Annotated in this window: 10 protein-coding genes; 4 read left to right on the top strand and 6 right to left on the bottom strand. The window is 72.3% G+C overall.

Translation table 11 applies throughout. From position 1 onward, the window contains the following. Window positions 1-251 precede the first annotated feature (251 nt). Together VNW53_RS14750 and VNW53_RS14745 are read right to left on the bottom strand one after the other, a co-directional pair. Window positions 252-1004: a PIG-L deacetylase family protein gene (locus tag VNW53_RS14750; protein ID WP_325556497.1), complete on the bottom strand. Its 753-nt coding sequence runs from the start codon at window positions 1002-1004 to the stop codon at window positions 252-254. 1 nt (window position 1005) lies between these two features. Then, window positions 1006-1851, bottom strand: a complete 846-nt coding sequence (locus VNW53_RS14745; RefSeq protein WP_325556496.1) for a GNAT family N-acetyltransferase — start codon at window positions 1849-1851, stop codon at window positions 1006-1008. Between the two features lie 113 nt (window positions 1852-1964). Between VNW53_RS14745 and VNW53_RS14740 the strand changes: the two genes are divergently transcribed. Further along, window positions 1965-3365 (top strand): hypothetical protein, encoded by a 1401-nt coding sequence (locus VNW53_RS14740; protein WP_325556495.1) that lies wholly within the window; start codon window positions 1965-1967, stop codon window positions 3363-3365. On the opposite strand, the gene VNW53_RS14735 is transcribed toward VNW53_RS14740, so the two are convergent. Then, window positions 3362-4117: a hypothetical protein gene (locus tag VNW53_RS14735; RefSeq protein ID WP_325556494.1), complete on the bottom strand. Its 756-nt coding sequence runs from the start codon at window positions 4115-4117 to the stop codon at window positions 3362-3364. The genes VNW53_RS14740 and VNW53_RS14735 overlap by 4 nt on opposite strands. Before the next feature lie 133 nt (window positions 4118-4250). Between VNW53_RS14735 and VNW53_RS14730 the strand changes: the two genes are divergently transcribed. Continuing rightward, window positions 4251-5627 carry a hypothetical protein gene (locus VNW53_RS14730; RefSeq protein ID WP_325556493.1) on the top strand — a complete coding sequence of 459 codons (1377 nt, stop codon included), beginning with the start codon at window positions 4251-4253 and terminating at the stop codon, window positions 5625-5627. Here VNW53_RS14730 and VNW53_RS14725 read toward each other — a convergent pair. From VNW53_RS14725 to VNW53_RS14715, 3 genes are read right to left on the bottom strand one after another with little or no spacing between them, the layout of a single operon-like run. Then, window positions 5624-6739: a glycosyltransferase family 4 protein gene (locus tag VNW53_RS14725; RefSeq protein ID WP_325556491.1), complete on the bottom strand. Its 1116-nt coding sequence runs from the start codon at window positions 6737-6739 to the stop codon at window positions 5624-5626. The genes VNW53_RS14730 and VNW53_RS14725 overlap by 4 nt on opposite strands. Then, complete coding sequence (locus tag VNW53_RS14720; protein WP_325556489.1) at window positions 6736-8862, bottom strand: glycoside hydrolase family 99-like domain-containing protein; 2127 nt, start codon at window positions 8860-8862, stop codon at window positions 6736-6738. Before VNW53_RS14720 ends, VNW53_RS14725 begins: the two co-directional genes overlap by 4 nt. Before the next feature lie 11 nt (window positions 8863-8873). Further along, window positions 8874-9935, bottom strand: a complete 1062-nt coding sequence (locus VNW53_RS14715; RefSeq protein ID WP_325556488.1) for a hypothetical protein — start codon at window positions 9933-9935, stop codon at window positions 8874-8876. A 151-nt stretch (window positions 9936-10086) separates the two neighbouring features. Here VNW53_RS14715 and VNW53_RS14710 point away from each other — a divergent pair, with 151 nt between their 5' ends. Together VNW53_RS14710 and VNW53_RS14705 are read left to right on the top strand one after the other, a co-directional pair. Continuing rightward, window positions 10087-12057, top strand: a complete 1971-nt coding sequence (locus VNW53_RS14710) for a glycosyltransferase (protein WP_325556486.1) — start codon at window positions 10087-10089, stop codon at window positions 12055-12057. Continuing rightward, the coding region (locus VNW53_RS14705; RefSeq protein WP_325556484.1) for a hypothetical protein at window positions 12054-12867 on the top strand (814 nt) is incomplete at its 3' end. The genes VNW53_RS14710 and VNW53_RS14705, both read left to right, overlap by 4 nt.

Below are 12867 nucleotides of genomic sequence, written 5' to 3'. Positions count from 1 at the left end.
CGCGCGGCTTGTTCGGCAGCAGGGGCTCGATCAGCCGCCACTCCACTTCGCTCAGATCGTATCGCGCCATCCCAGGCTCCTTTCGGAAGCCTTGAATCAAGCGTCGACCTCAGCCGCAACCTTTATGGGTTCAGAACCTAGAGCCCTTCCCACCCAGGTTGAATCAACCTGGGTGGATAAGAAGGGCTCCAGATTTAACGACGACCCTGTTCTTTTCCGGCTGACTCGATCCAAGTCAGCCGGGACAGGGTCTAGGCTGAACGACTCGCCAGGAAGGCGTCGGCCGCCGCGCGCACCTCGGCGTAGGGCACCTTGAACATCCGCTCGTAGAAGAGCGCGCCAGGATGCGGCCGCTCGCGGATCCGCGCCGGGTCCAGGGTCTGCACCCCGAAGCCGCGCCAGGCGTAGCTCCAGAACATCGCCGGCCAGAGGCCCAGCCAGGTCTTCACCTGCGAGGGGAAGAACCGCACCGCCGCCATCCACGACAGCCACGCGGCCGCACGGACCGGCGTCCGGCGGACCGGCCCGTTCTGGGCCAGCGGCCAGGCGCCGTGGAAGAAGATGCCCGGCAGGCGCGGCCCGTTGTAGAGGCTGATGGTCTCGATCGGCGGGTTCCCGCGGCTCCTGGCGATCTCGCTGGCCAGCAGGGCGCACATGTCGTGGTCCATGTGCCCGCCCTCCCAGGCGGTGACCACGATGCGCTCGATCGCGCTCACCCCCGCCAGGGCCGCCTCCAGGGCCGCGTGGGCGGCGGGCAGGGCGCGGTGGACGCCGCCGTCGACGGCGCCCGTCCCGCGGCCCGGGTGCAACACCCTGGCCGGGTCGACGCCCAGATGCGCCAGCAGCGCCCGGCTCTCGGCGAAGCGGGTTTCCGCCAACTCCCGCGTGGCGTAGTCGGCGACGTAGAGGAAGAGCAGGTCCTTGCCCGCCGCCACGTCGGCCGTGACCAGCGGCAGGCCGCAGTACTCGTCGTCGAAGTGGGCCAGGATGTAGACGACGGTCATCTCAATACGGATCGAAGTCGAGGAAGTTGAGCGCCACGGCCTCGCGCCGCAGCGCCGCCGGGGCGGCCGTCCCCAGGCTGCGCCAGATGAGGTTCAGGGGCGAGGGGCGCAGGCGCTCGGGGACCGGCAGGAAACCGCTCAGGGCCATCCGCGGCTCCAGGCCCAGGAACAGGGTGGCCGCCATGGGCGCGCCGCCGCGAGGCCGCGTCCCCTCGGCGTCCGGCAGGAAGGCGCCGCACTGGACGAGCGGCAGGTGGGTGGCGGCCCAGACGCCCAGCAGATCGCCCCGCCGGGCGACCGTGTACCGCCCGTCCGGATTGGCCAGCCGCCAGGCGAGCAACGCCTCGCGCCAGGCGCCCTGGTATTGCACCTCGGCGTCCGAGAACCGTAGCGGCAGCCTGGCCAGCACGCCGGCGTGCAGCCGGCCCACGTCCTGGAAGGCGAGCCTGCGCAGGAAGCCCGGCGTCGAATTGGCGTTGGCGACCCCGATCACGAAGGCGTAGCCCGCCTCCGCGCCCAGGGCGTAGGCCCGCTCCGCCAGGGTCGTGAACAGGCCGCGGCCCTGGTAGTCGGGATGGGTGGCGGTGTTCAGCGACAACAGCCCCTTGACCGTCGCGCCGTCGATCTTCGCCTCCAGCGGGCAGGTGACGTAGTGCGCCGCCAGCGTTTCGCCGTCCCAGGCGTCCGCGCCCACGACGGCCCCGGCCGGGTTGTCGCGATAGCGCCAGGCCAGTGCGGCGGGGTTGAACTTGCTCGTGGCGAACGCCGCATTCAGCAGGCGGCCATAGGCCTCCAACTGGGCCGGCGCGGTCCCCGCCGGCCGGATTGCGAGCGCCTGGCCTGTCATGGCCGCAACTCACCATGATTGGCCAACCCCGCCAAGCGGCGGCTTTTTGAGCTTCTCATTGCCTCGGGCGCACCGTACCAAACCCTGGGCGAGGCGGGGGAACCAGGGCGGGGATGGCGAAGCTCTCCATCGACATCAGCGTCAGCCTGAGCGCGCGCACCGCACTGCGGGCGGTCCTGGCGGCGGCCCTGCTGGTGATGCTGGGCGCCAACCTGCCCGGGCACATGAGCTACGATTCGGTGGCCCAGCTCTACGAAGGCCATTTCCACATCCGCGAGACCTGGGGGCCGGCGCTCTACGCCTGGGTGCTGGGCTTCTTCGACCGGTTCATTCCGGGGACCTCGCTCTATGTGACGGCGAGCGCGGCGCTGTTCTTCGGCAGCCTGGCGGCCCTGGCCGACCTGCGGCCCCGGACAAGCTGGTGGGGCGTGCTGGCGGCGGCCCTGGTGGCGCTGACGCCCCAGGTGATGATCTACCAGGGCATCGTCTGGAAGGACGTCATGTTCGCCAACTGCGCGGTGGCGGGCTTCGTGCTGGTGGCCTGGGCGGGCCGCGTCTGGCCGGACCGGGCGCGCCGCTGGACCCTGCTGATCGCGGCGCTCGTGCTGATGGCCGCCGGGGCGCAGGTGCGCCAGAACGGAATCATCGCCGGCGGCTTCGCGGCGTTGGCGCTGGGCTGGATCGCCGCGCACGGCAGTTGGCGGCGCGGGATCGGCTGGGCGGTGAGCGCCCTGATCGCCCTCATCCTCGTGGGCCAGGTCGAAACCACCCTGTCCGAGCCGCCCAAGGCGCCCACCGACACGGCGCTGTCCACGGGCCTCAGGATCGTCCAGAGCTACGACATCCTGGGCGCCGTCGCGATGGACCCCGGCTATAGGACCGACGCGCTCGCCGCCGCCAACCCGGCCGCCGCGGCCATCGTCCGCGCCCGGGCCAAGGCCGACTATTCCGGCCGCCGCATCGACTTCACCGACCGCGACACCGCCATCCAGGCGGGGATGAACGCCCTGCCCGACAAGGCCTTCGCCCGGCAGTGGATCGACCTGATCACCCGCCACCCGGTCCTCTATCTGAAGGTGCGCTGGGAGGATTTCCGCTGGGTGTTCGCTCCGCCGGTCGTCGACTGGTGCCTGCCGGTCTACGTGGGCGTCGACGCCCCGGCCGAGAAGATGGCGCCGCTGCGCCTGAAGCACCGCTACGTGCAGTCCGACGTGATGCTGTCCAACTATGCGAGCTGGTTCCTCGACACCCCGGCGATGAGCCACGTCTTCTATTTCGCCGTGTCGCTGGTCCTGGCCGGCCTGTTCCTGTGGCGGCGGCAGGACGGCGATGTGCCCATGGCGGCCCTGCAGCTCGCGGCGGCGGCCTTCGCGTCGAGCTTCTTCATCATCTCGATCGCCTGCGACTACCGCTACCTCTACTTCAGCGACCTCGCGGCGCTGGCGGGCGTGCTCTACGCGGCCGTCGATCCTCCGCTGCCCTGGCTGAAGGCGCGCTGGCGAAGCGAAGGCTAGGCGAAGCGGGCTTCCCACTCCGCCGCGACGTCCAGCCGGGGCTTGCTGGCGCGAAGGAACCGGTAGAGCGATAGCTGGCGGCCGATCCCGAAGCTCTTGATCTCGACATCGTCGAAGAGGGCGCGGACCAGGGTCTCGACCTCGCGGGCGTCGTTGACGTGCTCGTGGGCCATCAGGAGGCCGTAGTCGAGGCCGTGGCGCAGGCGGAACTCCAGCCCCGTGGTGGCCATCCAGCCCAGCGCCCAGAGGAAGCCGCCCTCGCTGGGGATCGCCGCGCGCAGGGCGCCGTCCGGGGCCATCAGCCGCGCGGCGCGGGCCAGGACGAACGGCAGGTCGCAGATGTGCTCCAGCGAGGCCACGCTGGTCACCCGCCGGTAGCGGCGGTCCAGCGGGATCTCGCGGATGTCGTCGAAGGTGTCGCGCACGCCTCCCAGCAGCGGCGACTCGGCGAACAGGGCCTTGAACGGCTCGATGATGTCGTAGGCCCCGCCCGCCGGCTCGTAGGCGAGCTGGTTCAAGGTGCCGGCGCCCAGTTCCAGGGTCGCGGGCGGCGTGTTCACGCCCCGCACGTCGTCGGCCACCTGCAGGTGCAGCCAGCGCTCCAGCCGCTGCGACAGCGAGGCCGCCGGGGTCTCGCCGCCGCGGTTCTCCAGATATTGCCGGGTGTAGATCGCCGCCAGCTTCGGCGGCAGGGTCGGGCGCGTCTTGGGGAATCGGGCGAGCAAGGCCGCAAGGTCGCGCGCGCCGCTCATCCAGGATTCCTCCGTCCGCCGTCTCAAGGGTCGGCAGACTTAGCAAGCCGCAGCGCCCGGCCCCACTTCTTTTGCCGCTTCCCATGGGCGCAGCAGGCTTTTACCTAACGGGTCGGCGAACGGGGGCGGGCGTTTGGGCGAGGCGATCCACACCGGCGAAGGGGAAAAGGCCGGCAAGGCCTTCCGAATCGCCATGTTCGCCGGGCTGCTGCTGACGCTGGCCGCCAACGTCCCCGGCCAGATGTCGCTGGATTCGGTGGTGGCGCTGACCGAGGCCAGGACCGGGGTGCGCCAGACCTGGGCGCCGGCCGTCTCGTCCTGGATCCTGAAACCCTTCGACCATCTGGTGGCCGGGACCGGTCTCTATGTCGCGGCCTCGGCGGCCATCCTGTTCGTGAGCCTGATGTCGCTGACCCGGCTGCGGCCGCGGGCGACCTGGGGCGCGGTGGCGCTGGGCGCGTTGGCGGTGCTGACGCCGCAGGTCCTGATCTACCAGGGGATCGTCTGGCGCGACGTGCTATTCGCCAACCTGACCCTGGCGGGTTTCGTCCTGCTGGCCCACGCGGCGCAGCGGTGGGCGGCGCGGCCGAACCTGGCCCTGATGGGGGCGCTGGTCTGCCTGACCCTCGCGGCGCTGGTGCGGCAGAACGGCCTGATCCTGGTGGTCGCCGCCGCAGCGGTCCTGGCCTGGACGGTGCGGGCGCAGGGGTGGCGCCGGAGCCTTGCCTGGGGCCTGGGCGGGCTCGCCGCCGCCGCGGTGCTCGGGCTGGCGATCAACGGCCTCGCCCAGCCGCCGGTCCAGAACGCCAAGCTGCGGCCCGGCGCGGAGGCCCTGATCCTGGAGCACTACGACATCGTGGGCGCCAAGGCGCACCATCCGCGGCTGAAGCTCAAGGAGATCGGCAAGGCAGACCCCGCAGCCCAGGCCCTGCTGGAGGCCCAGTCTGCCAGGATGTACAGCGCCGCCCGCGTCGACACCCTTGACCAGGACGACGCCTTCCGCCGCACCCTCTGGCACGTGCCCGACGCGGCCATGAACGCCCAGTGGCGCCGTATCGTCGTCCACTATCCGGCGGCCTACGTCCTGCAGCGCCTCGACGTCTTCAAATGGACCTTCCTGACGCCTAAGCTGGAACAGTGCCTGCCGGTCACGGTGGGCGTCACCGGGCCCGACGGGATGCTGAAGGACCTCGACGTCCAGACCGGGATCGACGCGCAGGACCAGGGCCTGGCCGACTACGCGCGCAGGTTCTACGGCACGCCCGTCTTCTCGCACCTGACCTGGGCGGTGGTGGCCCTGGGCGTCATCGGCCTTCTCTGGCAGAGGCGCGATCCGGCCGACTGGGTGTTCATCGCGCTGATGGCCGGCAGCCTGGCGTTCGCCGCCAGTTTCGCGCTGATCTCGGTGGCCTGCGACTACCGCTACCTCTACCTGCTGGACCTGGCCGCCATGGCGGGCGCGCTCTACACGGCGCTCGATCCCCCGCGCTGGCGCCGCCGCCAGGCCTAGGCGCGGCCGATCGCCTCCAGGCGCTCGAGGTAGCGCCGGCCCAACGCCGCCAGGGAATAGTGCTCGGCGATGAAGGCCTTGGCGCGGGCGCCCATGGCGCGGGCTCCGGCCGGGTCGTTCATCAACTGCTCCAGCAGGCGCGAGGCGTGCTCGGGCGAGGCGTCGGCCCACACTTGGCCGTCCCCTTCCGGATAGGCGCCGGGCGCTACGGGGATCAGTGCGTAATCGACCAGGAGGCCCGCGCCCGGCGGCATGAAGTCCAGGTTGCCGGAATAGCCGGTGGCGATGGCCGGGCGGCCCAGCGCCATGGCCTCGGCCATGCCGCGCCCGAAGCCCTCCGATCGGTGCAGGGAGACGAAGACGTCGGCGACGCGGATCAGGTTCTTGATCTCGTTGTCGCTCATGTCGCCGTAGAGCGCCTGGGCGCGGGGGCCGAGCGCGGCCAGCCGCGCCTCCAGCGCAGCCTGCTGCTCGTCCATGTCGCGCCCGCCGCGGGACTTGATCACGCAATGGATAGCCGCCTCGGGCCTGCGCGCCGCCAGCCGCTCGAAGGCCTCCAGCACGGCCCAGGGGTTCTTGCGCTCGGCGAAGGAGGCGAAGTCGAAGAAGAACACCGCCACGAACGCGTCCTCGGGGATCCCGAAGTAGCGGCGGCCGAGGAACGAGGAGAGCTTCAGGTCCACGGCCAGGGGCATGCGGCGGACCGGCCGCGACACGGCGTCCTGCAGCGCCTGCTGCACGAAGGCCGAGGGCGCCCAGATCTCGTCGAAGCGGTCCAGCACCTGGGCCCAGGCGGCGGGATAGCGGGCCAGCTCCCAGGCCGGGTAGGCGATGTTGTAGCCCTTGGCGAAGGCGGGCTCGCCGACCCGGTCGATGACGCGGGCGGCCTCGTCGCCGTTGACGCCGAAGATGTTCACCCCCTCGCCGAGCGCCGTGACGAGGTGTGGGGCGAAGTCGCGCTCCAGGTCGGGATCGTAGGCGCGGTTGGCGTCGGCCACGTCGAGCAGGCGCGGGGTCACGCCCACCGCCTGCAGGGCGCGGAAGGTCGAGCGGGCGTGCTCGGCCATGCCGGTCGGCTGGAACGGATAGCCGACGATGGTGACGCCGTTCATCCCGGGCTCCCGGCCGGGGCCGGGGGCGCCAGCAGGTCGGCGTCGGCGGCGTTGGCGACGGCCTCCAGCCAGCCGTGGCCGAAGCGCAGGTCGGGCTCCAGCGCGGCCCCGGTCTCCCAGTCGTTCCAGGCGTGGACGAAGACCAGCCGGTGGTCGGCCGCGCGGCCGCGCACGGCGTCGCCGGCGGCTTCCAGCCAGGCCTGAAGCGCCCCGGGACAGGCGCCCTGCCAGACCACCGGCGCGTCCTGTGAGCGGGGCGTGGTGTCGTGGGCGGCGACCACCAGGGGGATCTCCCCCTCCGCGGGCGGCTGGGCCAGCCGCTCGCCGACCAGGGCCAGGGCGTCGTGCGTCAGGCCCCGGAAGCCGGGGTTGATCACCGGCCCCGGCGGGCCCTCGGCGGCGCGGGGCGTCAGCGGGTCCGGCAGGCGGGCGTCGAAGCCCGCCACGGGCTTGCCGCCACGCTGGACCAGGAAGAGGTCGCCGGGCTTGCGCCAGGCGGCGAGGTCCGCCCCGGGGTCCAGCAGCACGATCGGCTTGCCGTCGACCCGCAGGGCGTGGCTCGTGGCGAGCAGCGGGGCGAGCGCCTGGGCCGGTGCGGCCGCCTTGCCGGTCCAGGCCAGGCAGAAGGGGAAGGCCGCGGTCGAGATCGCCGCCAGGCCCGCCGCATCGGCGACCTCATGGCAGAAGCCCGCCAGGCCGTAGCGGGCGGCCAACGCCTCGTCGCGGGCGAGGATCGCGGGGTCCGCCGGATCGCTGAAGCCGTGGACCGGCAGGCGCGGCTGGAGATGGCCGCGGTAGTTGGGGAGCGCGCGGGCGACGGCCACCCAGTCCGGCGCGGCCGCGCGGCGGATGGCGATCACGCGGACCGGCGCGCTCGGCGGTGTCACCGGTCGCGGGCGGCGCAGGGCCTCGTAGACGGCGACCCCATAGGCTTCCGGATCGGGGTCGCTGGCGCGGCGCAGGTCGGCGAACAGCGCCTGGGCGGAGACCGCATGGCCTGCCGGCGCGCCGGTGGCGGGCCGCTCCGTGCGCAGCCGCAGCCAGTGCTCCAGGCCGCTCGCAGGTTCCTCGGCGGCGTCCGGATGGGCGGCGAAATAGGCCGGTTCGTCGAAGTCGGGCGCCGGCCACAGGCCCTCGAAGGTTCCCTCGGTCAGGTAGTGCCGCAGGGGGTTGGCGTGCGCCGTCGGCCGGTCGCCCGTCTGCTCCAGATAGTAGGCCGGCTTGAAGTGCGGGCTCGGGCTCTTGCCGGCGCGCGCGCCAGTCCGCAGATAATCGATCAGCGGCTCGCCGCGCAGGCCGCCGTGGCGCTGACGGCGGTAGTAGGGCGCCTCGAACAGCGGATGCGGATCGAGCCCCTCGGCCGCGCCCTTGGTCACATAGTCGAGCAGCGGCGCTACCCCGGCGGCCTGGGCCTCTGGGTTCTGCTCCAGATACCAGGCCCCGGCGAACAGCGGATGCGGCTCCAGCCCCTCGCGCCAGCCGGCCCGCAGGTAGTGGATCAGCGGGTTCTCGCCCGTCTGCGCCAGCTCGTGGGACTGGCCGACGTAGTAGCGCAGGTCGAACAGCGGGTGCGGGTCGGCGCCGGCCGCCGCGCCCTCGAACAGGAAGTGCTCCAGGGCCGTCAGCCGGCCGGCGCTCATCCGCGCCCCGTGGCGGGCGCGGTAGGCCGGGGCGTCCAGCAGCGGGTGCGGGCTGAGGTTGTGGCCGTCGCCGACCACCAGGTAGTGGGCCAAGGGCGGCCAGCGGCTGCCGGCCAGGGCGGGTGCGGTTCCCAGGTACCAGCTCTGGTCGAACAGGCCGTGGGGCTGGGCGGCGGGGTCCGGGCCGGCCTGGACATAGGCCTTCAGCGAGACCGTCGGGCCGGGCGTCGAGCCCACGCTCACCTCCAGGTCCGGCTCCCAAAGGCCGCTCGACTGCAGGAGCATCACGCGGCCGGGCGTCTTGGCGCGGGCGAGCAGGCGCGCGAGGCCAGCCGGCGGACGCGCGGCGGCGCGCCCGGCGTAGCGGGCGCGGTTGGCGGCCTGGAAGCGTCTCCAGCGGTCTTCGCCCGCGGCGGTGCGTGCGGCCTGGGCCGCGCGGCGGGCGGCGACGAGGCTTGCGGGATCGATGGGCTTGGCCGCCACCTGCGCGCGGCTCAGCCGTCGGCCAGGATGGCGTCGAGGCGCTGGGCGGCCTCCGCGGCGTCGTGGCGCAGCGCCTCGACTTCGGCCTGCAGGCGCTGCTTCTGGCTCAGCTCGAACTCGAGTCGCTGGCGCAGTTCGACCAGTTCGGCCCTCGCCACGTCGAGGTCGCGGGTGGCCGGCGAGACCAGCACCCCGATGTCCTGGGCGCGGCGGCCCAGCTCCCTGGCGGCCTTGTCGAGGGGGCCGTGTCCTGGCGCGCCGCCGCTCGCCGCGGCCTCGAACCAGTCCAGCACCTGACCCGCCAGCGCGCCGGCCCAGCCCAGGTCCTTCAAGCCCCCCGCGGCGGCGTTGTGCCGCAGCTCCGGGCTCAGGAAGCGGTCGATGGCCTTGCCCGCGGCCTCGGTCAGTTTCGGCAGGGGCGCGCCGTGCGCCGCCTCGATCCTGGCGGCCTCGGCGCGCCAGTCGCTCAACAGGCCGTCGTAGCTGACGAAGGCGCGGGGCAGGTCGCGGGTGTAGGCCTCGGCGGCCAGCATGTAGGCGGCCCAGACCAGCACCGACTTCTCCGGCGCGAAGCCGTTGCGGCGGGCCAGCGACCCCGCGACGGCCAACGGGTGGCGCACCGGGATCACGCACCGTGCGCCCACCTCCAGCTCGGTCAGCACCGTGCGCCAGAAGGGCATGAGCACCGTGACCCGCGGGTCCTTCAGCAGGGGATAGCGGACCTCGCCATATTCCTCCTCGAACAGGGCCTCGGCGCGGTTCAGCCAGGTGCGTTCGGCCTTGGTGGCCAGCGGGCGGTAGGGGAAGGCGAAGATGTCGTCCCAGGCCGCGCCGCCGGCCCGCAGGCGTCCGTCGTTGAACAGGGCGATCTTCCAGGGCTCGAAGTAGCCCTTGGCGTTGTGCTCGTCGCCGGCCATGACGTTTTCCGGCAGGGAGGCCCCGGCCAGGGCCAGGACCTGGGTCACCGCCGAGGTGCCCGAGCGGTGCATGCCCAGTACGAGATAGGCGCTGCGCGCGGTCGCGCTGTCGCTTGGCGTGCCAACCTTCTGGGGGGCGGCCTTGTCGGGGGTCATGGACGGTCCGGTCGCAACCTGATCAGGGCCTCGGCTCTACGGGCCGCGGGGTTGCGTCGCAAGGCCCTGGCCCGGTTGATCGCTCGGACCTTCTGTTGCACAGAGCCCCTTGAGTATCCAGCTTGGGCCGCCGCACAGGAATTTACGCCGCATGGCCGTGACGGCCCCTCCCAAGGCCCGCGCCGACGAGGTCCTCAGGGTCATCTCCACGGCGATGGACGGCGCCTTCTACCGGGCGGTGAACCCCGACCTGGCCGACAGCGGCCTCGATCCTCTCGCCCACTACGCCGCCAGCGGCTGGCGCGAGGGCCGCGACCCCGCGCCCTGGTTCTCCACCACGGCCTATGTCCAGGCCTATCCGGAGGTCGCCAAGGCCGGCTGGAACCCGCTGCACCACTATCTGGCGGTGGGCCGGCGCGAAGGCCGCGAAGTGGTCCGCTCGGTGCTGGCCGACGACTACCTGCTGCGCCGCGCGCGCCGCGGCGAGGCGCCGGCCTGGAGCTTCGAGGCGCTGATCGGCGAGGGGCGGGCCGCCGACGCGGTGGCCGAGGAGGCCCAGGTCCGCCACCGCGAGCGGACGCTGGCGGCCCAGGAGTTCGACGCCGCCTTCTACCTGACCTCCAACGTCGACGTGGCCAAGACCGGGGTGGATCCCCTGGACCACTTCCTGGCCTCGGGCTGGCGCGAGGGCCGCGACCCCAACGCCGGCTTCTCGGTGAAGGACTATCTGGAGAGCTATCCGGACATCGCGGCGGCGGACATCAACCCCTTCGTCCACTACCTGAGCGCCGGGCGAGCGGAGGGCCGGTCGGGGCGCACCGAACTCGGTTTCCGCTACGAGATCATCAAGCAGCTCGCGCCGCTGGAGGACAGGGTGGCCGCGGTGGCGCGGGCCTCGGCGAAGCTGAAGCTCGGGACCGCCGCGGCGCTCGCCAAGGGCCTGGCCGCCGCGAAGACTGGCCTTGCCGACCTGCACGTGACCTTCAGCCACGACGACTACACGGCCAACACCGGCGGGGTGCAGCTTTGCCTGCAGCGCGAGGATTCGCGAATCGCCGCGCTCGGCCGCGACCACCTGCACCTGTTTCCCGCCAAGCCCTGGCCGGTGGTGCGCCTGCGCGGCGAGGCGGGCCATCTGGGGGTGCTGCTGAACGGCAAGCCGCTCGGGGTCTTCGAGCCGAAGACGATCGCGGCCGTCCTGGCCAGCACGGCCGGCGCGGCGGCGGGCCGGCGCAGCTTCGCCATCCACAGCCTGCTGGGCCACAACGCCGCCGAGACGGCCGATATCCTGGCGGCGGCAGGGCTTCAGGCGGGCTTCTTCTGGCTGCACGACTTCGCCAGCCTCTGCGCCGGCTTCCATCTTTTGCGCAACGACGTGGAGGACTGCTCCGCCCCGCCGCCGGAGAGCCAGGCTTGCGGCGTCTGCGTCTACGGCCCCTGGCGCGCCCGCCACATGGCCGAGCACGAGCGGCTGTTCGAGCGCCTGTCGCTGACGGTGGTCAGCCCGGCCCAGACGACGCTGGACCTCTGGAAGGCGCGCTCGGCCTATCCGACCGCCGGCGAGGTGGTCCTGCCCCACGCCCGCCTGATGGAGCGCGGCCCGGCTCCCGTCCCGCCGGCCGACCGGCCGCTGCGCGTCGCCTTCGCCGGCATGCCCGCGGCCCACAAGGGCTGGGAGGTCTTCCGCGACCTCGCCGCCCGGCACGCGGACGACCCGCGCTACCACTTCCTGCACCTGGGCGGCCGCACGCCGCCGGGCCTGGGGATCGAGTTCCACAAGGTCACCGTGACCGACGCCCGGCCACGGGCCATGCAGGAGGCGATCGAGCGCAGCGAGGCCGACGCCGTGGTGATCTGGCCGCTCTGCCGCGAGACATTCTCCTTCACGGCCTACGAGGCGGCGGCGGCCGGCGCGGCGGTGATCACCGGCCCGGACAGCGGCAATGTCGCGGCCTTCGTGGAAGAGGGCCGCCACGGCCTGGTGCTGCCCGGCGAGGAGGCGCTCGCCGCCGCCTTCGAGCGCGGCGAGGTGGCGGAGCTCGCCCGGGCGCGCCGCCGGCCCCAGCTCTATGACCTGGCGTTCAGCGCGCTCACCGTCGACCTGCTGGAGGGCGGCGGGTGAAGGTCCTCTGCTATTCCAGCTTCACCTTCTCCTACCTGAACCGCGCCCGGGTGCTGTTCCAGACTCTGCGCCGTTTCCATCCGGACTGGGAGCTGGTCGCGCTCGTCACCGATAAGCCGCCGGCCGGCTTCCACTTCGATCCGGCCAAAGAGCCCTTCGATCGGGTGGTGTGGGCGCAGGACCTGGGCATCCCTGACTTCCAGGGCTGGCTCTTCAAGCACGACGTGGTCGAGGTCTGCACGGCGGTGAAGGGCCCCTTCATCCACCAGGCCTGCGCCGGGGGCGCCGATGCGGTCGTCTACCTCGACCCGGACACCGCCCTGTTCGGCAGTCTCGAGCCGCTCGAGGCGCTGCTCGAAGAGCACGACATCCTGCTCACCCCGCACCTGATCGATCCCAACGTGACGGCGGAATCCATTGCGGACAACGACCTGTCGGCGTCGCGCACGGGGATTTTCAACCTCGGCTTCGTGGCGATCCGGACGACGGGCGAGGGCGCTCGCTTCGCCAAGTGGTGGAACGACCGGCTGCTGGACTGGTGCTACGACGACATGCCCCTGGGCCTCTTCGTCGACCAGCGGTGGTGCGACCACGTCCCGGCGCTGTTCGACAAGGTCAAGGTGGTCCGCGACCCCGGCTACAACGTCGCCAGCTGGAACCTCAGCACGCGGACGGTCTCGGTGCAGAAGGACGGGCAGGTCACGGTCAACGGCGTCCCCTTGCGCTTCTGGCACTTCACGAAGCTGGGCCCGATGGGCGACGCCATGACCAAGAAGTACGGCGGGACCAACTTCCCGGTCTACGAGGTCT

Origin of the sequence: Phenylobacterium sp., assembly GCF_035569475.1 — a bacterium.
GTDB lineage: Bacteria > Pseudomonadota > Alphaproteobacteria > Caulobacterales > Caulobacteraceae > Phenylobacterium.
The sequence above is the reverse complement of the archived record's forward strand: the minus strand, read 5'-3'. Positions and strand labels throughout refer to the sequence as shown.

Bases quoted from the DNA above. Each gene is read 5' to 3' on its own strand.
- VNW53_RS14750 (WP_325556497.1), bottom strand. From the start codon at position 1,004: ATGACCGTCGTCTACATCCTGGCCCACTTCGACGACGAGTACTGCGGC.
- VNW53_RS14745 (WP_325556496.1), bottom strand. From the start codon at position 1,851: ATGACAGGCCAGGCGCTCGCAATCCGGCCGGCGGGGACCGCGCCGGCC.
- VNW53_RS14740 (WP_325556495.1), top strand. From the start codon at position 1,965: ATGGCGAAGCTCTCCATCGACATCAGCGTCAGCCTGAGCGCGCGCACC.
- VNW53_RS14735 (WP_325556494.1), bottom strand. From the start codon at position 4,117: ATGAGCGGCGCGCGCGACCTTGCGGCCTTGCTCGCCCGATTCCCCAAG.
- VNW53_RS14725 (WP_325556491.1), bottom strand. From the start codon at position 6,739: ATGAACGGCGTCACCATCGTCGGCTATCCGTTCCAGCCGACCGGCATG.
- VNW53_RS14715 (WP_325556488.1), bottom strand. From the start codon at position 9,935: ATGACCCCCGACAAGGCCGCCCCCCAGAAGGTTGGCACGCCAAGCGAC.
- VNW53_RS14710 (WP_325556486.1), top strand. From the start codon at position 10,087: ATGGCCGTGACGGCCCCTCCCAAGGCCCGCGCCGACGAGGTCCTCAGG.